Annotated in this window: 22 protein-coding genes and 1 pseudogene; 20 read left to right on the top strand and 3 right to left on the bottom strand. The window is 53.9% G+C overall.

The annotated features are described in order from the left end of the window. Positions 1-147: 147 nt before the first annotated feature. The 7 genes and pseudogenes from HV832_RS09275 (at position 148) to HV832_RS09305 (ending at position 4,873) form a co-directional block, all read left to right on the top strand. Positions 148-696 carry an outer membrane lipoprotein gene (locus tag HV832_RS09275; protein ID WP_223827233.1) on the top strand — a complete coding sequence of 183 codons (549 nt, stop codon included), beginning with the start codon at positions 148-150 and terminating at the stop codon, positions 694-696. 132 nt (positions 697-828) lie between these two features. Then, on the top strand, positions 829-2,043 hold the full coding sequence (locus HV832_RS09280) for a molybdopterin molybdotransferase MoeA (RefSeq protein ID WP_176803536.1): 1,215 nt from the start codon (positions 829-831) through the stop codon (positions 2,041-2,043). Between the two features lie 82 nt (positions 2,044-2,125). Next, positions 2,126-2,383: a molybdopterin converting factor subunit 1 gene (moaD, locus tag HV832_RS09285; RefSeq protein WP_176803538.1), complete on the top strand. Its 258-nt coding sequence runs from the start codon at positions 2,126-2,128 to the stop codon at positions 2,381-2,383. A 3-nt stretch (positions 2,384-2,386) separates the two neighbouring features. Next, complete coding sequence (gene moaE, locus HV832_RS09290) at positions 2,387-2,890, top strand: molybdopterin synthase catalytic subunit MoaE (RefSeq protein WP_176803540.1); 504 nt, start codon at positions 2,387-2,389, stop codon at positions 2,888-2,890. Next, positions 2,887-3,270 (top strand): fluoride efflux transporter CrcB, encoded by a 384-nt coding sequence (gene crcB, locus HV832_RS09295; protein WP_176803542.1) that lies wholly within the window; start codon positions 2,887-2,889, stop codon positions 3,268-3,270. The genes moaE and crcB overlap by 4 nt, the downstream gene beginning before the upstream one ends. 197 nt (positions 3,271-3,467) lie before the next feature. Next, complete coding sequence (pip, locus tag HV832_RS09300; RefSeq protein ID WP_176803544.1) at positions 3,468-4,436, top strand: prolyl aminopeptidase; 969 nt, start codon at positions 3,468-3,470, stop codon at positions 4,434-4,436. A 90-nt stretch (positions 4,437-4,526) separates the two neighbouring features. Then, a pseudogene (locus HV832_RS09305) lies at positions 4,527-4,873 on the top strand (GFA family protein). Here the strand turns inward: HV832_RS09305 and HV832_RS09310 are convergent. Beyond that, positions 4,866-5,144: a hypothetical protein gene (locus HV832_RS09310; protein ID WP_176803546.1), complete on the bottom strand. Its 279-nt coding sequence runs from the start codon at positions 5,142-5,144 to the stop codon at positions 4,866-4,868. The pseudogene HV832_RS09305 and the gene HV832_RS09310 sit on opposite strands and share 8 nt — an antisense overlap. Between HV832_RS09310 and clpB the strand changes: the two genes are divergently transcribed. Then, positions 5,145-7,733, top strand: coding sequence for an ATP-dependent chaperone ClpB (clpB, locus tag HV832_RS09315; RefSeq protein WP_176803548.1), 2,589 nt, complete (start codon positions 5,145-5,147; stop codon positions 7,731-7,733). An 88-nt stretch (positions 7,734-7,821) separates the two neighbouring features. On the opposite strand, the gene HV832_RS09320 is transcribed toward clpB, so the two are convergent. Further along, positions 7,822-8,604, bottom strand: a complete 783-nt coding sequence (locus HV832_RS09320; protein WP_176803550.1) for an AraC family transcriptional regulator — start codon at positions 8,602-8,604, stop codon at positions 7,822-7,824. A 162-nt stretch (positions 8,605-8,766) separates the two neighbouring features. Here HV832_RS09320 and HV832_RS09325 point away from each other — a divergent pair, with 162 nt between their 5' ends. Both HV832_RS09325 and rraA read left to right on the top strand, forming a co-directional pair. Then, positions 8,767-9,990, top strand: a complete 1,224-nt coding sequence (locus tag HV832_RS09325; protein WP_176803552.1) for an MFS transporter — start codon at positions 8,767-8,769, stop codon at positions 9,988-9,990. A 55-nt stretch (positions 9,991-10,045) separates the two neighbouring features. After that, on the top strand, positions 10,046-10,546 hold the full coding sequence (gene rraA, locus HV832_RS09330; protein ID WP_176803554.1) for a ribonuclease E activity regulator RraA: 501 nt from the start codon (positions 10,046-10,048) through the stop codon (positions 10,544-10,546). A 41-nt stretch (positions 10,547-10,587) separates the two neighbouring features. Here the strand turns inward: rraA and HV832_RS09335 are convergent, their stop codons facing one another. Continuing rightward, on the bottom strand, positions 10,588-11,514 hold the full coding sequence (locus HV832_RS09335) for a LysR family transcriptional regulator (RefSeq protein WP_317889319.1): 927 nt from the start codon (positions 11,512-11,514) through the stop codon (positions 10,588-10,590). Positions 11,515-11,610: 96 nt separating this feature from the next. On the opposite strand from HV832_RS09335, the gene metE reads away from it, so the two are divergent. From metE to HV832_RS09385, 10 genes are all read left to right on the top strand, one after another. Next, entirely contained in the window at positions 11,611-13,938 is a 2,328-nt protein-coding gene (metE, locus tag HV832_RS09340; RefSeq protein ID WP_176803558.1) for a 5-methyltetrahydropteroyltriglutamate--homocysteine S-methyltransferase, read from the top strand. 153 nt (positions 13,939-14,091) lie between these two features. Next, the gene (locus HV832_RS09345; RefSeq protein ID WP_176803917.1) at positions 14,092-14,913 is read left to right on the top strand and encodes a TatD family hydrolase; all 822 of its coding nucleotides are present in this window, start codon (positions 14,092-14,094) and stop codon (positions 14,911-14,913) included. Continuing rightward, positions 14,913-17,423, top strand: coding sequence for a DNA internalization-related competence protein ComEC/Rec2 (locus tag HV832_RS09350; protein ID WP_176803560.1), 2,511 nt, complete (start codon positions 14,913-14,915; stop codon positions 17,421-17,423). Before HV832_RS09345 ends, HV832_RS09350 begins: the two co-directional genes overlap by 1 nt. A 109-nt stretch (positions 17,424-17,532) precedes the next feature. Then, on the top strand, positions 17,533-18,357 hold the full coding sequence (locus tag HV832_RS09355) for an alpha/beta fold hydrolase (protein ID WP_223827234.1): 825 nt from the start codon (positions 17,533-17,535) through the stop codon (positions 18,355-18,357). Between the two features lie 14 nt (positions 18,358-18,371). Next, positions 18,372-19,301 (top strand): lipid A deacylase LpxR family protein, encoded by a 930-nt coding sequence (locus tag HV832_RS09360; protein WP_176803562.1) that lies wholly within the window; start codon positions 18,372-18,374, stop codon positions 19,299-19,301. A 99-nt stretch (positions 19,302-19,400) separates the two neighbouring features. Then, complete coding sequence (locus HV832_RS09365; protein WP_176803564.1) at positions 19,401-21,038, top strand: CTP synthase; 1,638 nt, start codon at positions 19,401-19,403, stop codon at positions 21,036-21,038. 3 nt (positions 21,039-21,041) lie between these two features. Next, a complete protein-coding gene (gene kdsA, locus HV832_RS09370; RefSeq protein ID WP_176803566.1) occupies positions 21,042-21,896 on the top strand; it encodes a 3-deoxy-8-phosphooctulonate synthase in 855 nt (284 codons plus the stop codon). 202 nt (positions 21,897-22,098) lie between these two features. Next, positions 22,099-23,382: a phosphopyruvate hydratase gene (eno, locus tag HV832_RS09375; RefSeq protein WP_176803568.1), complete on the top strand. Its 1,284-nt coding sequence runs from the start codon at positions 22,099-22,101 to the stop codon at positions 23,380-23,382. Positions 23,383-23,465: 83 nt separating this feature from the next. Continuing rightward, complete coding sequence (gene ftsB / locus HV832_RS09380; protein WP_176803570.1) at positions 23,466-23,795, top strand: cell division protein FtsB; 330 nt, start codon at positions 23,466-23,468, stop codon at positions 23,793-23,795. Between the two features lie 322 nt (positions 23,796-24,117). After that, a complete protein-coding gene (locus HV832_RS09385) occupies positions 24,118-25,620 on the top strand; it encodes a 3-hydroxyacyl-CoA dehydrogenase (protein ID WP_223827235.1) in 1,503 nt (500 codons plus the stop codon). Positions 25,621-25,677: the final 57 nt, after the last annotated feature.

Here is a 25,677-nt window from a genome sequence, read left to right on the forward strand (position 1 = left end):
GAGCGCGGGCGCAGAAAGAGCGAACGCTTGAATTCCGCGGGAGGCAAAGACGGCAATCGCAGAATCAATATGGATAATTGTCAACACGAAATGATGCTGTACCGTTATAGCTACATTCAGTTATGAATGATTATTTCGGAGCCAGAAATGAAATACAGAGTCATCGCAAGTGCATTCCTCATCATCGGTTTATTTAGTGGTTGTGCGCATCAGCGCTATGCCGACAATTATTCCCATACCTATCCCAATCAGTATCCCGATTCTTATTCCACGAATGATTCACGTGGATATACTTCCGGGTATCAGGGAAGGCAGGATTATTATCCGCCGGTTTCTCAGCCGTCTTATCAGAGTTCGTATATCGAGCAGGCGACTATCGTGGATGTGCGTGAGATCGTGACCGGCGGTGAGGTTTCCGGTGCCGGAACTGCATTGGGTGCACTGATCGGTGGTGTGCTGGGGCATCAGGTCGGTAAAGGTAACGGGAACGATCTGGCGACTATCGGTGGAGCGATCGCTGGGGGCATGATTGGCAATCAGGTCGAGCGGAATAATGCGGCACCCGGGCGAAAAACTGAGCTGACATTGCAGATGCGTAATGGTGAGCGCCGCACGATACTGGTTGATGGCTATAGTTACCGGGTTGGTGATCAGGTTTCTGTCACCTTCAGGAATGGTCAGTTGCAGCTGATGTGACAGGGCGTGTAACGGCGGAGCATGTTGCCGCTAGTTACTCCGGCACGGTTGTCTTCTCCATTTGCAGCAGTGTCCCGAATGCGGCTTCGGGATACAATGTCAGGATATCTGTTTGATAAACCTGACATAGTTATGACCGAAAAGAAAACCATGCTGAGCGTTGCTGAGGCGCTGGACTTTTTATTATCTTCCATTAACGACAAGACCCTGATCCGGGATATTGAGACAATCCCGACGCAGGACGCATACAACCGGGTGCTGGCTGTGCCGCAATCCTCACAGCTGAATGTGCCACCCATGGATAATACGCACATGGACGGCTATGCGGTTCGTGCTGAAGATTGTGTCGGTGGTCAGGCGCGTTTGCGTGTGGCGCAGCGGATTCCTGCCGGACAGACAGGGCAATATCTGCAGCCCGGTACGGCAGCGCGGATTTTTACAGGTGCGATGATACCGGACGGTGCTGATGCCGTCGTGATGCAGGAGCAGTGTCAGGCGGATGGCGATCATGTCGTGATTCAGCTTTGTCCGCAAGCCGGCGAATGGATACGGCGGCAGGGGGAAGATATCCGTGCAGGTGCTGAAATCCTGCCTGTCGGCACCCGGTTGCGTGGTCAGGAGCTGGGACTGGCTGCTTCGGTCGGACTGGCGCAACTGCCGGTATTACGCAGACCAAAGGTGGCCGTGTTCTTCACCGGTGATGAACTGACTATGCCGGGTGAAGCGCTGAAACCCGGTGCGATTTATAACTCCAATCGTTTTACCCTTACGGGTCTGTTGCAGCATCTCGGCTGTGACATGATAGATTTCGGCATCGTACCAGACACTCTGGCGGCAACACGTGATACCTTGCGTCAGGCGGCGCAAGGACACGACCTGATCATCACGTCGGGCGGCGTCTCGGTTGGCGAAGAAGACCACATACGGCCAGCGGTCGAAGCGGAAGGTCGTCTGAATATGTGGCAGATTGCCGTCAAACCCGGCAAGCCGCTGGTGTTTGGCGAAGTTGGCCGGGCGTTCTTCCTTGGCTTGCCCGGGAATCCTGTATCGAGCTACATCACATTCCAGCTATTCGTGAGACCATTCCTGCTGCGTTTGCAGGGCGTGACAGACGTCATGCCTCAGGCTTTCAGCATGCGGGCTGATTTTGACTGGCTGAAACCAGATCGTCGCAATGAATTCCTGCGTGCCCGTGTGAATGTGCAGGGTGGTCTGGATTTATTTCCCAATCAGAGCTCCGGCGTGCTGACCTCCACCGTCTGGGGAGATGGGCTGGTGGATGTGCCGCCTTCTAAGGCCATTCATTCCGGTGACCTGGTGCGTTTTATTCCTTTCAGTGCGTTTTAATGATTGGTAGCATCATTGGCTGATGGATTTCAGCAGATATACTTCCAGAAATGTATTTCAGATTGTTTTGATTCGGTTGATCATGAAAATTCAATTACGTTTTTTTGCCAGTGTGCGTGAAAAGCTTGGTGTTTCTGAAGAAACGGCCGAGCTGCCGTCAGATGTGAAAACAGTCGGTGATGTACGTACCTGGCTGTGTGCGCGCGGCGGACTGTGGGCAGAAGTGCTGGCGGAAGACCGCGCCCTGCGCACTGCCTATCAACACGTCATGTGCGATGCTGCGGAGGTGGTGACCGAGGGCTCGGAAGTAGCTTTTTTCCCACCAGTCACGGGAGGATAAGTAATGACGGTCAGGGTGCAGACTGAAGATTTTGATCTGAGTAGCGAGGTTGCTGCTCTGCGCCGTTCCAATCCGCAGATCGGTGCCGTTGTCAGTTTTGTCGGCGTCGTGCGCGACATGAATGCCGGACAGCAGGTCAACACTATGGAGCTGGAACATTATCCGGTCATGACGGAGAAGGCGCTGGAGCAGATCGTCCGGCAAGCAGGGCAGCGCTGGCCGCTGATGGATACGCTGGTGATCCATCGTGTGGGCTTGTTGCAGCCGCTGGATCAGATTGTACTGGTGGCAGTCGCATCTGCACATCGCGGCGAGGCATTTGCTGCCTGCGAATTCATTATGGATTACCTCAAAACGCAGGCGCCATTCTGGAAAAAAGAACAGACGCCGGATGGCGCGCGCTGGGTCGATGCCCGTGAAGCCGACGATCATGCGCTGACGAAATGGGGCATCGCCAAACAGAATGTCGCTGCAGATTTCGACTTGTCGGAAGGAGTCAAACCATGAGCTGGCTCGGCTGGCTGGCGGTCGGCAGCGGTGCGGCACTGGGAGCATGGCTGCGCTGGGGACTGGGTTTATGGCTCAATGGCGTACTGATGCAATTACCGGTGGGTACGCTGGCGGCGAATCTGGGCGGCGGTTACATCATCGGGGTGGCGGTGGCTTTTTTTACGGCTTATCCTGATTTATCACCTGCCTGGCGCTTATTTCTGGTGACTGGCTTTCTCGGTGGCCTGACCACGTTTTCCACATTTTCTGCCGAATCCATGACCTTGCTGCAGCGGGGGGAATTCGGCTGGGCGTTGGTGCACATCAGCGTGCATTTGTTCGGTTCGTTGCTGTGCTGCTTTGCCGGATTTGCCAGCTACCGTGCTATCGTTGGCTAAAATGGGGAGTATATATGGTTTTCGCCTTATCTTCTTTGTAGATAAAGGGCTTTAAAATATACCCGGGGGAGTATTTTTCTGAAGCAAGCTTTCTCCTCTCATCTTTGCCATGCATATCGGATGGATCGGGCGGCGCATCTCGGATATTGCGCATCAATCGCGATCCTCCGTTAAACACAACCTACTGAGCTGACCACATGACGACCGAAGCCATGATCACTGTTTTCCCTGAAATCGAACCTTACCGTACCGGTACGCTGGCAGTCGATGCACTGCATACCCTGTATTGGGAAGAGTGCGGTAATCCTGACGGTCAGCCGGTGCTGTTTTTGCACGGCGGCCCCGGAGCAGGCACTTCGCCGGCGCACCGCCGGTTCTTCGACCCTGCCCATTACCGCATCGTCCTGTTTGATCAGCGCGGGGCCGGTAAATCGACGCCATTGGGTGAATACCGGAATAACACCACGCCGCTCCTGATTGAGGATATTGAAAAAATCCGCGTCATGCTCGGTATTCAACAATGGCTCGTGTTTGGAGGTTCCTGGGGCTCCACACTGGCGCTGGCCTATGGCGAGGCGCATCCGGAACGCTGTCTTGGCTTCATTTTGCGCGGTATTTTTCTGTGTACCAAAACCGAGGTCGAGTGGTTTGTGAATGGCATGCAGTATTTTTATCCCGAAGTGCATCAGCAATTTGCCGAAGGTGTGCCAGAGGTCGAAAGAGGCGACCTGTTGCAAGCCTACGTCAAACGCCTGTTTTGCGATGACCCTGCGATTTACACCGAAGCCGCCCGGAACTGGAGTCGCTACGAAGGTTCCTGCCTCTTCTTGAAGCCACAGGCGGCCGCGATTGCCAGTTTTGAATCCGATGAAGTCAGTCTCGGCATTGGCCGTCTGGAAGCGCATTACATGCAGCACGGCGCATTCATGGATGACGATGCCTTGATCCGCAATATCGGCAAAATCCGCCATTTGCCAGCCGTGATCGTACAAGGCCGCTACGATGTTATTTGCCCTCCGGTATCAGCGTACCGCCTGCATCAGGCATGGCCGGAGGCCGCATACCACGTTATCGGAGATGCCGGCCATGCTGCGATGGAACCGGGGATCGCAGCTGCGCTGGTGCGGGCGACGGAGGATTTTAAAATTCAGCAGCGGTTTTCCTGATTCTTACATTGATTATAAATTTAATATTGTTAATAATGCAGGTGTAATACAGAGTAGACTTCCCTGACATCTGGAGTCGAGGAGCAAAAAATGAATTATCGGGGCAGTTGTCACTGCGGCAGGGTTGCATTCGAGGTCGAAGGCGAGATCGACAGTGCTCTGGATGTAATTGTTCGATCTGTCAGCGGAAAGGCTCCTTGCTCTGGTTTGTTCCGCGGGAAAAATTCTGCTTGCTGACACCGGATGCCGCTGCCAGCACTTACACTTTCAATCGGCACCTGATCAGGCACCGGTTTTGCCCGGTTTGCGGAATGCATCCTTATGCAGAGGGAACTGATCCACAAGGTCAGGCCGTTGCTGCGATCAATATCCGTTGTATCGAGAATATTGATCCTGCGGCTATCCCGGTTCACCACTACGACGGTCGCGCTATCTAACAAAAAACGCTGCGGCGGCCCGGTTCTCAGCGATGGCGGCAGGCACAGCGCCTATTGTGCGCATCACTGCATTTTGTTCCCATCGTGCCGCCGGCAGGAAGTTGGTGAGGCGCACAAAAAAAACTGATATGGCGCAAACAATACGTAATTCAAGACGTATTTTTTTAAATTTGATTTGCCGCAAAAACAGGTAGGCAGTATCTTGCAGAATGCTTGAAATCAGCAAGGGTGTCCCAAATTGTAGCGGTAATTCATTATTCAGGAGCAGCAAATGCGTCTCGATAAACTCACTACCAAGTTACAGGAAGCACTGGCTGACGCGCAGAGTCAGGCCGTTGGCAATGACAATCAATATATAGAGCCGGTGCATGTGCTGCTGGCATTAATCAATCAGGAAGACGGTGGCAGCCGCTCGCTGCTGCAGCGGGCTGGCGTGAATGTCAATGGCTTGCTGGCAGGGCTGAAAAGCGCGCTGGACCGTTTGCCGAAAGTCACCGGCACCGATGGACAGGTACAGATCGGCCGCGAGCTGACTGGTCTGCTGAATCTGGCGGACAAGGAATCACAAAAACGCGGTGACGAATTTCTAGCCAGTGAAATGATATTGCTGGCGCTGACGGATGATAAATCCGACGCCGGTAAACTGGCGCGTGAAAACGGCCTGACCCGTAAATCGCTGGAAGCAGCGATTTCTGCAGTGCGCGGTGGCGGCAACGTGAATTCGCAGGACGCTGAGGGACAGCGTGAAGCATTAAAAAAATACACACTTGATCTGACTGAGCGGGCGCGTCTGGGTAAGCTCGATCCGGTAATTGGCCGCGATGATGAAATCCGCCGCGCGATCCAGATTCTGCAACGCCGCAGTAAAAATAATCCGGTATTAATCGGTGAACCTGGTGTCGGTAAAACGGCGATTGTCGAAGGTCTGGCGCAGCGTATCGTCAATGGCGAAGTGCCGGACAGTCTGAAGTCGAAACGTGTGTTATCGCTGGATATGGCAGCGTTGCTGGCGGGTGCGAAATTCCGTGGTGAATTTGAAGAGCGCCTGAAAGCAGTACTGAAAGAAATCGCACTCGATGAAGGGCAAACTATCGTCTTTATCGACGAGCTGCATACCATGGTCGGCGCGGGTAAAGCAGAAGGCGCGATGGATGCCGGCAATATGCTGAAACCGGCGCTGGCACGCGGCGAGTTGCATTGCGTCGGTGCGACCACACTGGATGAATACCGCAAATACATAGAAAAAGACGCAGCGCTGGAGCGTCGTTTTCAGAAAATCATTGTCGATGAGCCGACCGTGGAAGCGACGATTGCGATCTTGCGCGGTTTGCAGGAAAAATACGAAGTACATCACGGCGTCGACATCACCGATCCGGCGATTGTGGCGGCAGCGGAATTGTCGCATCGCTACATCACCGACCGGTTTTTGCCAGATAAGGCGATTGACCTGATTGATGAAGCGGCATCGAAAATCAAGATCGAGATCGACTCCAAACCGGAGGTGATGGATAAGCTGGACCGCCGTCTGATTCAACTGAAAATCGAGCGTGAAGCGGTAAAGCGTGAGAAGGATGAGGCTTCCCATAAACGCCTGGCACTGATTGAAGAAGAAATCGGCAAACTGTCACGCGAATATGCTGATCTGGAAGAAGTCTGGAAAGCAGAAAAAGCGATGGTGCAGGGCAGTGCGCACATCAAGGAAGAGATCGAAAAAATCCGCCTGCAGATGGACGAGGCAAAACGTAAGGGCGATTGGCAAACCATGTCCGAGTTGCAGTATGGCCGTTTGCCAGAGCTGGAAGCACAACTCAAACAGGCCGATGCAGCGACTGCCGGGCAGGAAGGTACGCCCAAAAATAAACTGTTGCGGACTCAGGTTGGTGCGGAAGAAATTGCAGAAATCGTGTCACGTGCAACCGGTATTCCGGTTTCCCGCATGATGCAGGGCGAGCGCGAGAAACTGCTGCACATGGAAGATGCTCTGCATGAACGCGTGGTCGGTCAGCATGAGGCGATTGTCGCCGTATCCGACGCGATCCGCCGTTCGCGTGCAGGGCTCGGTGACCCAGGGCGTCCATATGGTTCTTTCCTGTTCCTTGGCCCGACTGGTGTTGGTAAAACAGAGTTGTGTAAAGCCTTGGCCAATTTCATGTTCGATACTGAAGAGTCGTTGATCCGTATCGACATGAGTGAGTTCATGGAGAAACACAGCGTCGCTCGCCTGATCGGTGCGCCACCGGGTTATGTTGGCTATGAAGAGGGCGGTTATCTGACCGAGGCTGTGCGCCGCAAACCATACAGCGTGATCCTGCTCGATGAGGTGGAAAAGGCGCATCACGATGTGTTCAATGTGCTGCTGCAGGTACTCGATGATGGTCGCATGACGGATGGTCAGGGGCGCACAGTGGACTTTAAAAACACGGTAATCGTGATGACATCGAATCTGGGCTCGCATCAGATTCAGGCAATGGAAGGCAGCGACCCTGAGGTAGTGAAAATGGCGGTGATGGGTGAAGTGAAAACCCATTTCCGGCCTGAATTCATTAACCGGATTGATGAGATCGTGGTATTCCATGCACTGGATGCGAAAAACATCGGTGCGATTGCGAAGATACAGCTCAAAACACTGGAGCAACGTCTGCATCAGATGGAGATGGGGCTGCAGGTCAGCGATGCTGCCTTGCTGAAAATCGCCGAAGCCGGTTTTGATCCTGTGTATGGCGCACGTCCTCTGAAGCGGGCAATACAGCAGGAAATCGAAAATGTGTTGTCCAAGCAAATCCTGCAAGGCAAGTTTGGTCCAAAAGACACGATCGTGGTCGAAGCGAAAAACGGAGAGCTGGAATTCAGCAGGCAGTGACACCGTTTTTGTATTACCCGATCAGGAAAGCAAGTTGGGGTGGCATGCAAATGCCACCCCTTTTTTTTATGGCGGATAACGCATCCTGTTATCTGTTGAAAAATGCAGAGGGTGGTTGTCCCAGCGTTTTTTTGAACATCGCAGAAAAGGCGGACTGACTGGTGTAGCCGAGTTCGGCGGCGACCTGTGACAGCGGCATGCCGCTGGCGATCAACGGGGTGGCGCGCGCCAGCCGCATTTGCTGGCGCCAGTTGTTGAAGCGCATGTGTAGCTCCCGTTCAAACAGACGGCTCAGTGTGCGTGGCGATGCGCCGGCCTGTCGCGCCAGCTGGTCCAGATTGGCATTATTGGCCGGATTGGCCAGCAGAAGTTCGCACAGTGTTTTGAGGCGCTTATCGCCCGGCATCGGCAGGTCGATCGGGAGCGGTCTGGCGTGCTGCAGTTCATCGATAATGACTTGCGTCATTCTGCTTTCGCGCGCGCAGGGGCCATCGAATTGCGCCATGCCGGCAATCAGCTCTTTGAGTAATCCCGAAACCTCCAGCACGACGCAGCGCTGACCGGAAAAGGGGCTGGCATCGGCATGGATCTGCAGCACCCGTAACTGGGAATCAGCGAGCGTGCGGATTTCATGTGTGATTGTCGGCGGAATCCAGATTGCCCGCATCGGCGGGACAAACCAGATGGTGTTATCGGCAATGACCTGCAGCATGCCTTTGGGCGTGTAGGTCAGCTGTCCCCATGGATGATGATGTGGCGCCAGATTGCGGGCGTTTTTCATATTTCGGGCGACCAGCCGTACCGGGCGTTGTCGTGTGGGATGGCTTTCCGGTGGGTGGGGCTGGTAGTGGGTGACGACTGGAACTGGCATAGGCGTATTTTTGGATTGGCAGTTTTGCGATAAATATTGGCTTTCTATCTTAAATCAGCCGCGCATAATTTGCTTAGACTGTATGCATTGCCATCGCTGATGGTGTCAAAACCTGTTTCTTTGCGCAGATGCAGGGAATAGGATGTTTTTACCGGAGAGCTTATGAATACAACAATCGCTACACCCGCGAACCTGAAACAGGATGCGATGGTCATCAGTCTGGTCGGCATCGCTCATGGAATTTCGCATTTTTTCCATATGATTCTGGCACCTTTATTTCCATGGATTAAAGAAGCCTTTTCACTGTCGTATGCCGAATTAGGACTGCTGATGACGGCATTTTTTGTGGTGTCAGGAATCGGCCAGGCGCTGGCCGGATTTGTCGTTGATAAGCTGGGTGCCCGTGCTGTGCTGTTTTTCGGAATTACCTGTCTGGGCTTGTCCGCGCTGGTGCTGTCTGCGGCACAGGAGTACGGCATGTTGCTGGCAGGGGCGATGCTGGCAGGAGTGGGGAATAGTGTGTTTCACCCTTCCGACTACACGTTGCTGAATAAGCGCGTTTCACCTGCCCGGCTGGGGTATGCGTTTTCCGTACACGGGATCACCGGCAATCTGGGCTGGGCAGCGGCACCCGTGTTCCTGGTGACGATTGCACAGTTCAGCAGCTGGCGCACGGCGTTGTTCTGCGCGGCGTTTCTGCCGCTGATCGTGCTGGCAGTATTGGTAATTTACCGGGATCTGCTGCATACCGACGAGGCGCAACATGCCGCGGTAACACAGCAGACACATTCGGCAGGCGCGCTGGATTTCCTCAAAATACCGGCGGTCTGGATGTGTTTTGGTTTTTTCTTTGTCAGCGCGATGGCGCTGGGTGGTATTCAGAGTTTTTCTGCTGCCAGTTTGCGTGATTTGTATGGTATGTCGCTGGCGTCGGCCACCACGGCATACACGATGTTCATGCTGGCTTCTGCTGGCGGCATGTTGTGGGGAGGTTTTTTGGCGGCGCGAGCTAAAAATCATGACCGCACCATTGCGCTGGCCTTCAGTTTTGCCGGCATTTTTTCAGTCGTCCTGGCGACCGGCTGGGCCAATGCGCCGCTGGCAATTCTGTTGATGGCCGCTGTCGGCTTTGGTTCCGGCATGGCCGGCCCTTCGCGTGATCTGATGATCCGTGCTGCGGCTCCGAAAAATGCGACAGGGCGCGTCTATGGCATTGTGTATTCTGGCCTTGATTCCGGGCTGGCGGTGGCGCCGCTGCTGTTTGGCATGATCATGGATGGCCACCATCCTTCCTGGGTATTTCTGTGCGTTGGCGGATTCCAGGTGCTGGCGATCCTGACGGCGGTGAATGTCGGCGGACGGACCCGGGCATTGGCGGCTGCCTGATTGGCGGCTAGAATGGGGCGCATCAGCGACTTCATTATCCAACGAGGAAACCAGCATGAATTTTGCAACCAGCGATATCTGTGATGCCAACGAAGATTTATTAGCCAGTGGTGAACTGGCCGCCATTCCGCCGGTATTTACGCGCTTTGGCGCGGTCAGCCAGTTTTGCGGACCGGCGGTCACTCTGAAAGCCTTTGAAGACAATGGTATGGTCAGGACGATACTGGAAACACCCGGTCACGGCCAGGTACTGGTGATTGATGGTGGCGGCAGTTTCCGTTGCGCGATGGTTGGCGGCAATCTGGGTGTGCTGGCGGAAAAAAACGGCTGGGCCGGTATCGTGGTGAATGGCTGCGTGCGCGACACTGAAGAGCTCAATGCCTGTGCGGTCGGCATTCGTGCGCTGGCAGCGGTGCCGGTCAAAAGTGTGAAGCGCGGCGGTGGCGAACGTGATCTGAAAATCACGATTGCCAATACCGCCGTGCATCCCGGTGACTGGATTTATGCCGATGCCGACGGTGTGCTGGTATCGAGAAAACCATTGCATAACGCCTGATTTTCTTGCGACCCAAACTGTATTGCGCAAGATTTGAACGCTCAGATCAGCTCGATATTTTTCAGATTCAGATAGCTGGTTTCGCGGATGATTTCCACAAAATCCGCGAGATAGGCTTTTTCACTCAGTTCTGGTTGGCAGGCAGCATACAGCCTGCCTGTCAGCCCTTGCTGAGTAATCCGTTTTCCCAGCACGTAATGCCGGTTCAGATAATTCTGTGCGGCCCATAGCGGCAGTGTGGCAATGCCGCGTTTGCTGGCGACCAGTTGCAGCATGGCGACGGTCAGCTCGGTAGTGCGCCGGGCAGTCGGTTCGATGTTCGCCGGTTTCAGCACCTGGCGGACAATATCCAGCATCTCATCCGGCACCGGATAGGTAATCAGGGTTTCATCCGCAAAATCTGAGGCCTGCAACACGTCTTTTTTCGCCAGTGCATGATCCTTTGCAATCAGTGCCACGATTTCAAACCGGAACAGCGGGTGGTAAGCAACGCTCTCCGCATGATCGATTTCCGACACAATCGCGACGTCCGCCTTATGCTGATACAGCAACCCGACCGGGTCGGCCTGAAAGCCGGACACGATATCGAGCTCGACTTCCGGCCAGCGCTGGCGAAATACATCCATTGCCGGCATCAGCCAGTCAAAGCAGGTATGGCATTCCACCGCAATCCGCAGCTGGCCGGCGACACCCTGCGCCAGCCGCGCCAGATCGCGTTCAGTGTTGGCAACCAGCGGCAGTACCTGCTCCGCCAGCTGTAGCAGGCGTTCCCCGGCTGGCGTAAAGCGTAGCGGTGTTGACTTGCGTTCAAACAAGGCGACGCCGTAATGGTCTTCCAGTAATTTCACCTGATGGGACAGGGCGGACTGCGTGACATTAAGCAAGGTAGAGGCCCGCAACAGATTGCCTGCCTCACGCAAAGCCTGCAGGGTTTTCAGATGGCGCAGTTCGAGTATCGATTGCATTATGAATGAAATTCAAGTTGATTCTTAAAATATGTCGTTTGAATAATAGTCCTCTTTCTTTCATGATGGAAGCACGATGAACGAAACAAGGATCAAAACATGACACAGGCACATATTCTGGGGTTCCCGCGCATCGGTGCGCAGCGTGAACTGAAATTTGTACTGGAAGCCTACTGGCGCGGTGATGTGACTGCGGCTACTTTGCAGGAAACCGGACGCGAATTGCGGCTTCGACACTGGCAGCAACAGGCGGTTGCGGGGTTGGATATGATGACGGTGGGCGATTTTGCCTGGTATGACCAGGTACTCAATACCCTGGCTTTGCTGGGTGCTCTGCCGGAGAGGTTTGGCTTTAATGCCGCGGCCCTGACGCTGGACGATTATTTTGTTGCCGCGCGTGGTAATACGCAGCATGTGGCTATGGAAATGACGAAATGGTTTGATACCAATTATCACTATCTGGTGCCGGAATGGACAGCAGAAACGACGTTTGACGGTGGTACGGACTGGCTGTTTGAGGAGCTGGCAGAAGCGCAGGCAGCGGGGCACAGTGCAAAAGTGGTGCTGCTTGGTCCATTGAGCCTGTTGTATCTGGGCAAGGTAAAACAGGGGCTGCAGCATCCGCTGGAGTTGCTGGCACGTTTGCTTCCCGCCTATCAGTGCGTATTGGCACGTTTGCTGGCTGCCGGGGTGGAATGGGTGCAACTGGATGAACCGATACTTGCGCTGGAGCTGGCGCCGCAATGGCTGGATGCTTTTCCTCTGGCTTACCGGGTGCTGGCAACGCAGTCACCCAAAATATTGCTGGCGACTTATTTTGAGTCTGTACAGGACAGAGCCCCTTTGTTGCACGCGTTACCGGTCGCTGGCGTGCATCTGGATCTGGTCAGGGCGCCGCAGCAACTGGAATCCTTATTGCCTGACTGGCCGACAGGTCGGGTGTTGTCGGCAGGGGTGATCGATGGGCGCAATATCTGGCGCGCTGATTTGTCCCGCTTGCTGGAATGGCTGAAACCGCTGCGGGCCAGATTAGGTGATGATTTATGGATTGCTGCCAGCTGTTCTTTGCAGCACGTCCCGGTTGATCTGGACGCTGAAACAGCGCTGGATGCAGATATCCGTGACTGGTTGGCGTTTGCAGTGCAAAAATTGGCTGAAATTCAGGCTTTGAAGCAGGCACTGATACATGTTGCAGTGCCGTCGGTGACTGCGGCAGACGCTGCGTTCGTTGCGCAGTTTGCTGCTGCCGATCGGGCGCTTACACAACGGCGCCATTCGTCGCGTATTCATAATCCGCTGGTACAGAAACGGCTGACACAGGTGACAGCCGCTGATGTGGAGCGCGGCAGCGTGTTTTCCCAACGCATTATCGGGCAACAGCAACGCTTTCAGTTACCACTGTTTCCAACCACAACGATTGGCTCTTTTCCTCAGACCGCGGCTATTCGCCAGGCAAGGGCAGCGTATAAACGTGGAGATCTGGCACATCTTGATTATCTGGAAGCAATGCGTGCCGAAATCCGCCATGTGATCGGACAACAGCTGGCGCTCGATATCGATGTGCTGGTGCATGGTGAGCCGGAACGGAACGACATGGTGGAATATTTTGGTGAGCAGTTGTGGGGTTATGCATTCACCCTGAACGGATGGGTGCAGAGCTACGGATCGCGCTGTGTGAAGCCGCCTGTGATCTATGGCGATGTATACCGGCCGGATGAAATGACGGTCAGCTGGAGCCGCTACGCACAGAGCCTGACTGACCGGCCCGTCAAAGGTATGCTGACTGGCCCGGTAACGATGTTGCAATGGTCATTCGTACGGGATGATCAGCCGCGTGCGCTGACTGCCTTGCAGATTGCGCTGGCCTTGCGTGATGAAGTCAGCGATCTGGAAAAAGCGGGCATTGGCATGATACAGATTGACGAACCGGCTTTCCGCGAGGGCTTGCCGTTGAAGAAGCGCGACTGGGCTGCGTATCTGGACTGGGCGGTGCATGCTTTCAGGGTCTGCTCGGCAGGTGTGTTGGACGAGACCCAGATTCATACACACATGTGTTATTCCGAGTTTAACGATATCCTGCCCTGGATTGCCGCGATGGATGCTGATGTCATCACGATCGAAACATCTCGTTCGGATATGGAGTTGCTGGATGGCTTCGGCAGTTTTTCTTATCCGAACGAGATCGGCCCCGGCGTGTACGACATCCATTCGCCACGCATTCCCCGCGTCAGTGAGATGCAGCGGCTGCTGGAAAAGGCGCGCAGCGTGATCCCTGACAATCGTTTATGGGTCAACCCGGATTGTGGCCTGAAGACGCGTGGCTGGCCGGAAACGGTAACTGCGCTGGGGAACATGGTGCAGGCCGCAAAATTGCTGCGGGCATCCGTGTCTGAAAGTGATGAACATGAACAGGCCGGTTGCTGCTGAGCGTCGCTGAACTAAGGCTACCTGCGCGGCAGATACAGCCTGTTCAGAGGACAGGCTGTACGGCATTGCATTCCGCTTGAGTCCGGACGGCGACATCCTTCATAATCGGGGCATGATCTTCACGTCCTTTGATTTTACTGAGCAGGCGGCATGATGCTGATTGATACCCATTGCCATCTGGATGCCAGCGAATTTGCCGGTGCCTCACTCGTCATTGCGGATGCGGCGGCGGGTGCCGGTGTGTCCGGTATCGTGCTGCCCGCGGTGCATAAAAATAATTTTGCAGCAGTAACGGCGCTGGCACACCAGCATCCGGCCTGCTTTTATGCACTCGGTATTCATCCGATGTATGTGGCCGTTTCGCAGGAGCAGGATCTGGTGTTTTTGCGTGAACAAGTCGCACAACGCCTGCAAGCGGGATGTGAAGACCGGCGTCTGGTGGCGATCGGTGAAATCGGGCTGGATTATTTTGTGCCCGAGCTGACTGAAAGTCCGTTGCGGGAAAAGCAGGAATTTTTTTATACCGAACAATTAAAAATTGCCCGTGATTTTGATTTACCGGTTTTGCTGCATGTAAGGCGTTCGCTGGACATGATTCTGAAATATCTGCGCCGTTTTTCTGTGGCAGGCGGCATTGCTCATGCGTTCAATGGCAGCATTCAGCAGGCGGAGTCGCTGATCGGTCTGAATTTTCGGCTTGGTTTTGGCGGCGCAATGACCTTTACCCGTGCCTTGCAGATCAGGCGGCTGGCAGCCGGATTGCCGCTGGAATCGATTGTGCTGGAGACTGATGCGCCGGACATTCCCCCCAGCTGGCTGGACGGGCAGCCCAACAGTCCGGAACAGCTGCCGCGCATTGCCCGGATACTGGCAGAGCTGCGTGGCCTGTCTGCGCATGAAATCGCGGCGGCAACAACCCGGAACGCGTTAGCCGTTCTGCCGCGCATGATGATTCCTGATTCACAGGCAGACTGATGCGTACGGCTTGTCTTGGTGTGGTGGCTGGTGCCGCGCTGCTGCAACAGCAAGGGCATTTACCGCAACTGTCACATCTGGGCTGGCTCCTGATGGCGCTGCTGCCCGGTTTGCTTCTGCTTCGCCGCATACCCCGATTTTTAGGAAAACCGTATTCAATTGCCGCACATGCCGGGCGGCTGCTTGCCGTTTTTCTGCTATCTGCCTTAGCTGGATTTATCTGGGCGGCCGTATTGGCGCATGCAGCCATGCGGCAAGAATTACCAGCAGCATGGGAAGGGCGCGACCTGACCGTTACCGGAACAGTTGCCAGCCTGCCTTTGCAACTGGCTCAGGGACAACGGTTTGATTTTGCTGTCGAGGATTGGCAGGACAATGCGTTGACGCCACAGGAAAGACAAAATCTGCCGCAGAAGCTGAGTCTGTCCTGGTATGCAATGAATAATGGCTTCGGTATGCAGAGTCAAAACATCAGCCCGGACTGGCAGATGGTGCAGCCCGGTCAGCGCTGGCAGCTTCGCGTACGTCTGAAACGGCCGCACGGCAATGCGAATCCCGATGGCTTTGATTATGAAGTCTGGTTGCTGGAGCAAGGAATCCGCGCAACAGGAAACGTGAGAAATGCTGCAGAAGCTGATGGCGCAGCATCGCCGCCAAACCGGAAGCTGCAGGAATTTGTCTGGAGTGCCGGCAATCTGGTGGAACGCAGCCGGGCATCGCTTCGGGCGCGCATGCATGCTGCGTTACCGGATGCGCCTTATGCCGGCGTCATCGTGGCCCTGGTGATCGGCGATCAGCGTGAGATTCCACAGTCAGACTGGATGGTATTCAACCGGGTCGGGATTGGCCATCTGATCAGCATTTCCGGGCTGCATATCACGATGATTGCAGGCATGTTTGCCGGACTGATGTCGTGGTTGTGGCGCCGCTCATTTTTCCTTGATCTCGCCTTGCCTTTACGGATTCCGGCGCAGAAAGTTGCTGCGCTGGCAGGCGCATTGATGGCGATTCTGTACGTGGCGCTGGCAGGTTTTGGTGTGCCGGCGCAGCGGACGATGGTGATGCTGCTGGTGGTGGCAGTGGCGATGTGGAACGGACGCATCACACGGATTTCTTCCGTACTGTGTCTGGCGCTGGCAGCCGTGATGCTGGCTGATCCCTGGGCAGTGCTGTCCCCGGGTTATTGGTTGTCGTTTGCTGCAGTCGGCGTCATTATTTACGCCGCTGGCAGTGGAGGTGAAATACAGGAAGCTCATGGTGCAAGCAGTAACGCGCCAGACAGTTGGCGCGGCCACTGGTATGCGATTCTGAATGCGGCAGCCCGCACGCAATATGCTGTCACGGTGGGGCTGGTGCCATTGACGATGTTGCTGTTCGGCCAGATTTCACTTATCAGTCCGGTCGCTAACGCAGTGGCAATTCCGCTGATCAGTCTGGTGGTGACGCCTATGTCCTTGCTGGGCAGTATTATGCCTGCTCCGTTATCGGGATGGCTGCTGTTGGCTGCCCACGGATTGGTGCAAATGCTGGCAGGCGTGCTGAGTTGGTGCAGTCAGCTGCCGTTTGCAGTCTGGAACGCGGCCTTGCCATCCTGGTGGATTTTTGTGCTGGCGCTGGCCGGGATTATATGGCTGCTGGCGCCACGCGGCTGGCCGATGCGCTGGCTCGGTGCTGTTTGCTGCCTGCCCTTATTGCTGGTGCCGCCGGAGCCTGTGGCGCAGGGAAAGATGCGGGTAACGGCATTCGATGTCGGTCAGGGCATGGCTTTACTGCTGGAAACCGCACAACACCGCTTGCTCTACGATACCGGCCCGTTTTACGCACCGGGTTCGGATGGTGGTAGCCGGGTGATTCTGCCATTTCTGAAATCACACGGCATCCACCAGCTCGATATGCTGATGGTGTCGCATCAGGATAATGATCACTCCGGCGGTGCGCTGAGTATTCTGCAGCAATTACCTGTCACGCTCGTCAGCAGTTCTCTCAGGGAGGATGCGCCACTGGTGCAGCAGGCAAAGGCGCACCAACGCTGCATCAGCGGGCAGTCATGGGAATGGGATGGTGTGCATTTTGAGATATTGCAACCCGTTTCCGCCAGTTACGAGAGCAGTAAATGGAAACCCAATGCCCGCAGTTGTACCCTGAAAGTGTCGGCACCTGATTTTTCTATGCTGCTGCCTGGCGATATCGAAGCCACGCAGGAAGATGAACTGATTCATATGCAGCCTGAAAAACTGCATGCCGATGTATTACTGGCGCCACATCACGGCAGCGGTACATCTTCCACACCGGCGTTTCTGCGCGCAGTCAGTCCGACACTGGCGATCTTTCAGGTCGGGTATCTGAATCGCTATCACCATCCCAAACCGGAGGTGTTTCAACGTTATGCTGATTTTGGAATAAATCGTCTAAGAACCGATGAATCAGGTGCAATCACGCTGGAATTCGGCGCATCATTGCATGTTTCCAGATTCAGGCAGGAGCATCGACGTTACTGGTACGATCAGTAAGACCGCGGTAGGCACACCATGATCCAATCCGGATCAGGCATACTCAGAAAGACAAAACAGATATGAATCATCAACACAAATCAGGCAGGCATCGCACATTCAATCCGATATGATGGAATTTCCGGTAAAACCAATTATTCATTTTGTTCACGGCAATAGTTTCCCCTCCGGGACATACCGTGTTTTTCTGGAACAGCTCGGTGAGCGCTACACGGTGCGGACTAGTGATATGGTCGGGCATGATCCGAAATACCCTGTCACTGACGGCTGGCGCTTTCTGGTGCAGGAGTTGATTGACACCTTGTCCGTCCGTTATAGCGAACCGGTGATTCTGGTTGGACATTCTCTCGGCGGCATCCTGTCGCTGATGGCGGCCCGTGCCCGCCCTGATCTGGTCAGAGCAGTGGTGGTGCTGGATTCACCGATTGTTGCCGGCTGGCGTGCTTTCCTGCTCAGAATGTTTAAATGGTTAAAGTTGGACAAAAAATTTTCCCCGGCCCGTTTTGCTGAAAAACGCAAACATATCTGGAAGAATAAAGAAGCTGCGTATCAGCATTTTTCTTCCAAAGAGATCTTTGCAATCTGGCCGCCTGAAGTTCTGCGGGATTATCTGCATGCAGGTCTTGAACCTTGCGCGGAAGGAGTGACGCTGCGTTTTAAGCGGGAAGTGGAGACAGCGATTTACCGGACACTCCCGCATGGACTGGGACGACTGGTGCGTCGTCCGCCTGCGATGCCGGTGGGTTTTGTTGGTGGCACGGAATCGATAGAATGCGCACAGGCCGGTGATTTTTACACCCGGCAGCTGATGGGGCCGCATTACACGCTGATTCAGGGCGGACATCTGATCCCGATGGAGGCGCCTGAACAAACCGCTAAGGCTGTATTGGCGATGCTTGATTCTTTTCAATTAGAGACAGTGAAACAGAGATGATGATCAGAAAATTCTTGGCAGTTCTTGTATGTTCCCCGTTATGGCTGGGCTGCGCCACAGTGCTGGCAGCAGACAGTGACACGGTTATTTCGTGGCAGGAAATGCAGCAGGTGCGCACTGAAGGAAAATCAGTCTGGCAACTTGAGATCGAGAATGATAGCCTGCTGCTGAACCGGGACGACCGCTACTATACAAGCGGTATTCATTTGCAGCAGACCAGCTATCTGCGTTCCGATCTGGAAGTCTCCGAATATGGCTGGCGTTTTGGACAGGATTTATATACTCCGACCGATATCAAACTGCCGCCTGCCCAGATTCCGGCGATTGACCATCCTTATACCGGTTGGCTGTATGCCGGCATGTTTCACCAGAAAACAGCAGCCACAGGCCGCAGCTGGCGTGTCGGGCTGGACCTCGGCTGCATCGGTCATTGCGCCGGTGGTGAATGGACCCAGAATCATCTGCACCGGCTGATTCAGCAGCCTTTACCGCAAGGCTGGAGCACGCAATACCGCAGCGAATTCGGCGCGATCTTGTCAGGCGAGTATTCGCCTGGGCGTTTGCTCCCCTTTTCTGGCACCGATCTGACACCGCGTATCAAAGCCCGTTTCGGTAATGTCATCACCGATGCCAGCGCCCAGCTGGAATTCCGTACCGGGCGACTGAATGCCTTGCCGTATCAGCCGGCAAGCTATGGTTTTGCACGCATCGCAGCCAGTGCGATCGGGTATAACGCTACGATTGAAGGCGGATACTTCAATCGCGAAATTCCTAAAGTCCACGCAAAACATAGCGGCGGAGAAATTGAGGCAGGCTATCTGTGGCAAAGTGATCGGTATGTCCTGAGTGCTTCGATTATCCGGCGTGCCAATGAAATCAAGGAAGTTTCCAATGCCGTCGGTGCCCAGAATTTTGTCAGATTGCAATTTTCCTGCATGATGTGAAATCAAAAAACAAACTGAAGAGCAGGGGGAATTCGTGGACATGTATCAGAGTGATGTATAATTCGAATTTCCCGCTTGTGCCGTCCGGCACCTTCTGCAATGACTAAGTTTGTATTCGTTACCGGGGGCGTAGTCTCCTCACTGGGCAAAGGCATCGCTGCCGCCTCTCTCGCTGCTATCCTTGAATCGCGCGGCCTCAAAGTCACCATGCTCAAACTGGATCCGTATATCAACGTTGATCCTGGCACCATGAGTCCATTCCAGCACGGCGAAGTGTTTGTGACCGACGACGGCGCAGAAACCGATCTGGATCTGGGACACTATGAGCGCTTCATCAGTTCCAAGATGAAGAAAGTCAATAATTTCACCACCGGCCAGATTTACGAATCCGTAATTCGCAAAGAGCGGCGCGGCGAATACCTTGGCAAAACCGTGCAGGTGATCCCACATATCACCAACGAAATCCAGGAATTCATTCATCGCGGTGCGGCTGGCGCCGATGTCGCGCTGGTCGAAATCGGCGGTACGGTCGGCGATATTGAATCGCTGCCTTTCCTCGAAGCTGCGCGTCAACTGAGTCTGCGTGCAGGTCGTAATGCTGCTGCGTTTGTTCATCTGACCCTGGTACCTTATGTTGCAGCTGCCGGTGAATTGAAAACCAAGCCGACTCAGCACAGCGTTCAAAAATTGCGCGAAATCGGTATTTTCCCGGATGCCTTGTTGTGCCGTGCCGATCGCCGTATTCCCGATGATGAACGTGCGAAAATTTCGCTGTTCGCCAATATCCCCGAAGAGGGCGTGATCTCGGTCTGGGATGCCGATACCATCTACAAGATCCCGCAAATGCTGCATGATCAGGGGCTCGACAAGATTGTATGCGACGCGTTGGCCATCAGCCCGAAACCGGCTGATCTGTCGATGTGGGACAAGTTGATTTATGCTCTGGAAAACCCTAAGCGGGAAATCACCATCGGCATGGTTGGCAAATACGTCGATCTGACCGAATCGTATAAGTCGTTGACTGAAGCGCTCCGTCACGCCGGTATCCACACTGAAAGCCGCGTCAACATTGAGTATGTGGATTCGGAAGAAATCGAAGCGCACGGTACAACGTCGCTGGAAAAATACGATGCGATTCTGGTACCGGGTGGCTTTGGTAAGCGTGGCGTTGAAGGTAAAATCATGGCAGCTCGTTATGCCCGTGAAAATAAAATTCCTTACCTCGGCATCTGCCTCGGTATGCAGGTCGCGCTGATCGAATACGCGCGCCATATGGCTGGTCTGACGATGGCAAATTCGACCGAGTTCGATCCTGAGACTGAGCAGCCAGTGGTTGCGCTGATTAATGAGTGGAAAAATCAGGACGGTAAAGTTGAAACGCGTGACGAGAATTCTGATCTTGGCGGTACGATGCGTCTGGGGGCGCAAACTTGTGCGATCAAGCCTGGTACCCTGGCTGCAGAAATCTACGGTAATGTCGTGACTGAGCGTCACCGTCATCGCTACGAAGCGAATAATCATTATCTGGGTCGCGTTGAAGCTGCTGGCCTGGTCGTGTCCTCGCGCACTGCAACAGAAGACCTGTGCGAAATCATGGAATTGCCGCGTGACGTGCATCCTTTTTACCTCGGTGTTCAGTATCACCCGGAATTCAAATCGACACCGCGTGATGGCCATCCGCTGTTTATTGCATTTGCCAGAGCAGCACTCGCTCACAAAAATGCAGAAGGAAAATAAAGCATGAAATTATGTGGATTTGATGTTGGCCTTGACCATCCATTTTTCCTGATTGCCGGTCCTTGTGTGATCGAGTCAGAACAAATGGCGCTCGATACAGCCGGCACGCTGAAGGAAATCACGCAGGAGCTCGGTATTCCTTTTATCTACAAGTCATCGTTTGATAAGGCTAACCGCTCTTCAGGTACCTCTTTCCGCGGTCTGGGAATGGATAAAGGGCTGGAGATACTCGCACAAGTCAAAAAGCAGATTGCCGTGCCGGTGCTCACCGACATTCATGCGATTGATGAAATCGCTCCGGTTGCTGCGATTGTTGATGTCTTGCAGACGCCGGCATTTCTGTGCCGTCAGACCGATTTCATTGAAGCCTGCGGCCGTTCCGGTAAACCTGTGAACATCAAAAAAGGTCAGTTCCTGGCGCCGCATGATATGGTCAATGTGATTGCCAAGGCGCGTGCCGCAGCAAAAGCCGCAGGTCTGAATGAAGATAATTTCATGGCTTGCGAGCGCGGCGTCTCGTTCGGTTACAACAATCTGGTATCGGATATGCGTTCGCTTGCCATCATGCGCGAAACCAATTGCCCGGTTGTATTTGATGCGACGCATTCTGTGCAGTTGCCGGGTGGCCAGGGGACATCATCCGGCGGTCAGCGTGAATTTGTACCGGTGCTGGCGCGTGCTGCCGTCGCGGCAGGTATTTCCGGCCTGTTCATGGAAACCCACCCGAACCCGGCTGAAGCAAAATCCGACGGACCGAATGCGGTACCATTAGGTCGCATGAAAGAATTACTGACAACGTTGATCGATCTGGATCGTGTCGTCAAGAAGAATGGATTTCTGGAATCCAGTTTCAGTTAATTGATGTTGGCAGACTTCGTTTTCGTGGCGGTAACCTGTCGCTAAGCGACGAAGTGCGTTGATGTTTCCGGAATCCGGATGGAGTTGACATCCTGTCGCATCAGGTTCCGGCGCTTCGCAGCATGTCACCCGCATCTGCGGTCTGCTCAGGTCAGCACTGTTTTTTACTTTGTTCGCAATATTGATCGTTTAGGAGAATTGAATGAGTGCCATCGTTGATATTATCGGCCGTGAAATTATTGATTCACGCGGTAACCCAACTGTTGAGTGTGATGTATTGCTGGAATCCGGTGTCATGGGCCGTGCTGCTGTCCCGTCCGGAGCTTCGACTGGCTCTCGCGAAGCGATTGAATTGCGCGACGGCGACAAATCACGCTATCTGGGTAAGGGTGTTTTGAAAGCCTGCGAGCACATCAATACCGAAATCGCAGAAGCGATCATGGGTCTGGATGCAAATGAACAGGCTTTCCTCGACCGTACGCTGATTGATCTGGACGGTACTGAAAACAAGGGCCGCCTCGGCGCAAATGCGATGCTGGCGGTTTCGATGGCGGTTGCCAAAGCTGCCGCTGAAGAGGCTGGCCTGCCGCTGTACCGCTATTTCGGCGGTTCCGGCGCGATGCAGTTGCCAGTGCCAATGATGAACGTCATCAACGGCGGTGCGCATGCTGACAATAACCTCGATATTCAGGAATTCATGATTATCCCGGTTGGCGCTCCGACTTTCCGTGAAGCGATCCGCTACGGTGCAGAGGTATTCCATGCGTTGAAAAAAATCCTGCACGACAAAAATCTGACGACGGCAGTGGGTGATGAAGGTGGTTTTGCACCGTCCGTTGATAACCATGAATCCGCCATCAAGCTGATCATTCAGGCGATTGAAGCAGCCGGCTATGAGCCTGGAACACAGATTGCCCTGGGACTGGATTGCGCCGCTTCCGAATTCTACAAGGATGGCAAATACCATCTGGAAGGCGAGGGTTTGACTCTGTCCGCAACCGATTTCACCAATTTGCTGGCGACCTGGGTTGATAAATACCCCATCATCTCGATCGAAGATGCGATGGCTGAAGGCGACTGGGAAGGCTGGGCGATTCTGACTGAAAAGCTCGGCAAGACGGTGCAGCTGGTTGGCGACGATCTGTTCGTGACCAACACCAAGATTCTGAAAGAGGGTATCCAGAAAGGTATCGCCAATTCCATCCTGATCAAAATCAATCAGATCGGCACGCTGACGGAAACTTTTGCTGCGATTGAAATGGCCAAACGTGCTGGTTACACAGCGGTGATTTCTCATCGTTCCGGCGAAACAGAAGACAGCACAATTGCTGATATCGCAGTTGGTCTGAATGCTTTGCAGATCAAGACAGGTTCCATGTCCCGTTCCGATCGCATGGCCAAATACAATCAGTTGCTGCGTATTGAAGAAGATCTGGGTGAAATCGCCAGCTACCCAGGTCGTGACGCCTTCTACAATCTGAAGTAATCTGGTATCTTAAAAAAGGGGAACGCGGTTCCCCTTTTTTTGGCAGTGAGTTATCTGTGAATCCGATTCCGATGTGAGTTTTTGTGCGCCTGATTACCGTTTCTTTTGCTGTGCTGTTATTGCTGATCCAGTACCCCTTATGGTTGGGTAAAGGTGGCTGGCTGCGTGTCTGGGAATTTGAGCGCCAGGTTGCGCAGGCACAGGGTCGTAATGAAAAACTCAAGGAACGTAATGCCAAGCTGGAGTCTGAAGTGTCGGACTTGAAAACCGGTACCGATTCAGTTGAGGAACGCGCCCGTTTTGAACTGGGTATGATCAAAAAAGACGAGATTTTTGTTCAGATTCTCGATCCGCGCGCGCCGGCTTCTTCTGTCGCAGTCATGCCCGCCAGTCATTCCCCCGACCTGCATTAATCCTTCCTCTGAGTGTCTGATCTGGTTCGGACATGGCTGCGACAGAAGAAGCCGAGTTGACCGACCCGTGTATTGCATCCTTGCTACTGCAAGCCATGCACAGCGCATGTTCGCATGAACTGACATAAATCTGACCATGCACTGCGGCAGCGGTGTTTGGCTGAAAATTATCAAAATATTGCGCTCAATAAAAAAATACCTTCCATTTATCGGGCTATCATAGAAACATATTGTTCAGCCATGGTCGTTATCCTTGTTTTGCCTCAACAGTAACCGTATGGGCTTTAACATTGCAGCGACGGCCACTATCCGGAGTCTGTCTATGTTGCGTGTCATTGGTATTGTCGGTGCAGGAGCAATGGGGAAGGGAATCGCCCAGTTAATCGCGCAGTCAGGTTTTCAGGTGCTGTTATTTGACAGCATTCCCGAGGTCGCAGACATGGCAAAGCAAGCACTTTTTGTGCAGTGGGACCAACTGGAACAGAAACAGAAAATTACTCCCCATGTCGCAGCCACCGCCAGGTCGCATCTTCATGTCGTGGAGGTACTTGAGGCGATGCACGTCTGCGATCTGGTGATTGAAGCGATTGTCGAAAAACTGGATGTGAAACAACAGTTATTTCATCAGCTGGACCAGATCGTTAAGGATGAATGCATTCTGGCGACCAACACCTCATCCTTATCCGTGACCGCCATTGCTGCAGGTAGCCGTTTGCCATCACGTGTGGCAGGACTGCATTTTTTTAATCCTGTACCGCTGATGAAGGTGGTGGAAGTCATTAACGGTCTGTTGACCGCAGCTCATGTCCCACCGTTGCTACAGGCGCTGATTAATGACACAGGTCATGCCGCAGTGTTCGCAAAAGATACACCCGGTTTTATTGTGAACCATGCCGGACGTGGCTATGTGACAGAAGCCTTACGAATATTGCAGGAAAATGTGGCAGATTTTACAGAAATCGATCAGATCATGCGCGGGGCGGCAGGATTTCGTCTCGGCCCGTTTGAGTTGATGGATCTGACCGGGTTGGATGTGTCGCATCCGGTCATGGAGTCGATTTATCATCAATATTATGAAGAACCGCGTTACCGGCCGAATTACATTGCCGCGCAGCGGGTGCAGGCAGGCGTGCTGGGACGCAAGACAGGGCAGGGGTTTTATTCTTATCCGCCGGTCTCCGAAGCTCCGCTGCTGCCGCAGGAGACGGTCTGGCAGGGCCGCATTTGGCTCAGTCCGGAAAATCCGCTGGCGCTGGATGCATTGCACGATCTGTGTGAGCGAATTGATATTGTTGTGGATTATGGTCACCTGCCAGCAGCAGATGCTGTTGCTGTCGTGAGTCCCGATGGTGAAGATGTCAGTACCTGCGTAGCGCGGCTCGGCTTGAATCCACGACGTACCATCGGTATTGACAGCTTGAATGCTTGTCACGGTCATCTGACCCTGATGCTGAATCCGGCGACTGACCTGAAGCTGGCGCAGGGACTCCAGCTTCGCTGCGCTCAGCATGGAATGCCGGCAACGCTGATTCAGGACAGCGCCGGTTTCGTCGTGCAGCGCGTGCTGGCGACCATCATCAATATTGCCTGCGATATCGTGCAGCAGGGTATCTGCAGTCCACAGGATCTGGATCAGGCAGTGCTGGCAGGACTGGCTTATCCGTTTGGGCCACTGGCATGGGGAGACAAACTGGGGGCATCGCGTATACTATCTGTCTTGCGTAACATGCAGGACAGTACCGGCGACCCGCGCTATCGTCCAAGTCCCTGGCTGGTCAGACGTGCGCAGTTGGGACTGTCGTTGCTGCATGTGGCGGAAAGATAAAAACAAAGAGTAAAAAATAGGCTCAAGAGCAGCATGCCGTCATGCTGGCGGTATTTT

Source organism: Cognatundibacterium oligocarboniphilum (assembly GCF_013377855.1).
Lineage (GTDB): Bacteria > Pseudomonadota > Gammaproteobacteria > Burkholderiales > Burkholderiaceae_D > Undibacterium > Undibacterium oligocarboniphilum.

Coding starts and splice junctions, on each gene's coding strand:
- clpB (WP_176803548.1), top strand. CDS start 5,145: ATGCGTCTCGATAAACTCACTACCAAGTTACAGGAAGCACTGGCTGAC.
- HV832_RS09385 (WP_223827235.1), top strand. CDS start 24,118: ATGTTGCGTGTCATTGGTATTGTCGGTGCAGGAGCAATGGGGAAGGGA.
- kdsA (WP_176803566.1), top strand. CDS start 21,042: ATGAAATTATGTGGATTTGATGTTGGCCTTGACCATCCATTTTTCCTG.
- HV832_RS09365 (WP_176803564.1), top strand. CDS start 19,401: ATGACTAAGTTTGTATTCGTTACCGGGGGCGTAGTCTCCTCACTGGGC.
- moaE (WP_176803540.1), top strand. CDS start 2,387: ATGACGGTCAGGGTGCAGACTGAAGATTTTGATCTGAGTAGCGAGGTT.
- rraA (WP_176803554.1), top strand. CDS start 10,046: ATGAATTTTGCAACCAGCGATATCTGTGATGCCAACGAAGATTTATTA.
- crcB (WP_176803542.1), top strand. CDS start 2,887: ATGAGCTGGCTCGGCTGGCTGGCGGTCGGCAGCGGTGCGGCACTGGGA.
- HV832_RS09350 (WP_176803560.1), top strand. CDS start 14,913: ATGCGTACGGCTTGTCTTGGTGTGGTGGCTGGTGCCGCGCTGCTGCAA.
- HV832_RS09275 (WP_223827233.1), top strand. CDS start 148: ATGAAATACAGAGTCATCGCAAGTGCATTCCTCATCATCGGTTTATTT.
- eno (WP_176803568.1), top strand. CDS start 22,099: ATGAGTGCCATCGTTGATATTATCGGCCGTGAAATTATTGATTCACGC.
- metE (WP_176803558.1), top strand. CDS start 11,611: ATGACACAGGCACATATTCTGGGGTTCCCGCGCATCGGTGCGCAGCGT.
- HV832_RS09355 (WP_223827234.1), top strand. CDS start 17,533: ATGATGGAATTTCCGGTAAAACCAATTATTCATTTTGTTCACGGCAAT.
- HV832_RS09325 (WP_176803552.1), top strand. CDS start 8,767: ATGAATACAACAATCGCTACACCCGCGAACCTGAAACAGGATGCGATG.
- moaD (WP_176803538.1), top strand. CDS start 2,126: ATGAAAATTCAATTACGTTTTTTTGCCAGTGTGCGTGAAAAGCTTGGT.
- HV832_RS09320 (WP_176803550.1), bottom strand. CDS start 8,604: ATGCCAGTTCCAGTCGTCACCCACTACCAGCCCCACCCACCGGAAAGC.
- HV832_RS09280 (WP_176803536.1), top strand. CDS start 829: ATGACCGAAAAGAAAACCATGCTGAGCGTTGCTGAGGCGCTGGACTTT.
- HV832_RS09345 (WP_176803917.1), top strand. CDS start 14,092: ATGCTGATTGATACCCATTGCCATCTGGATGCCAGCGAATTTGCCGGT.
- pip (WP_176803544.1), top strand. CDS start 3,468: ATGACGACCGAAGCCATGATCACTGTTTTCCCTGAAATCGAACCTTAC.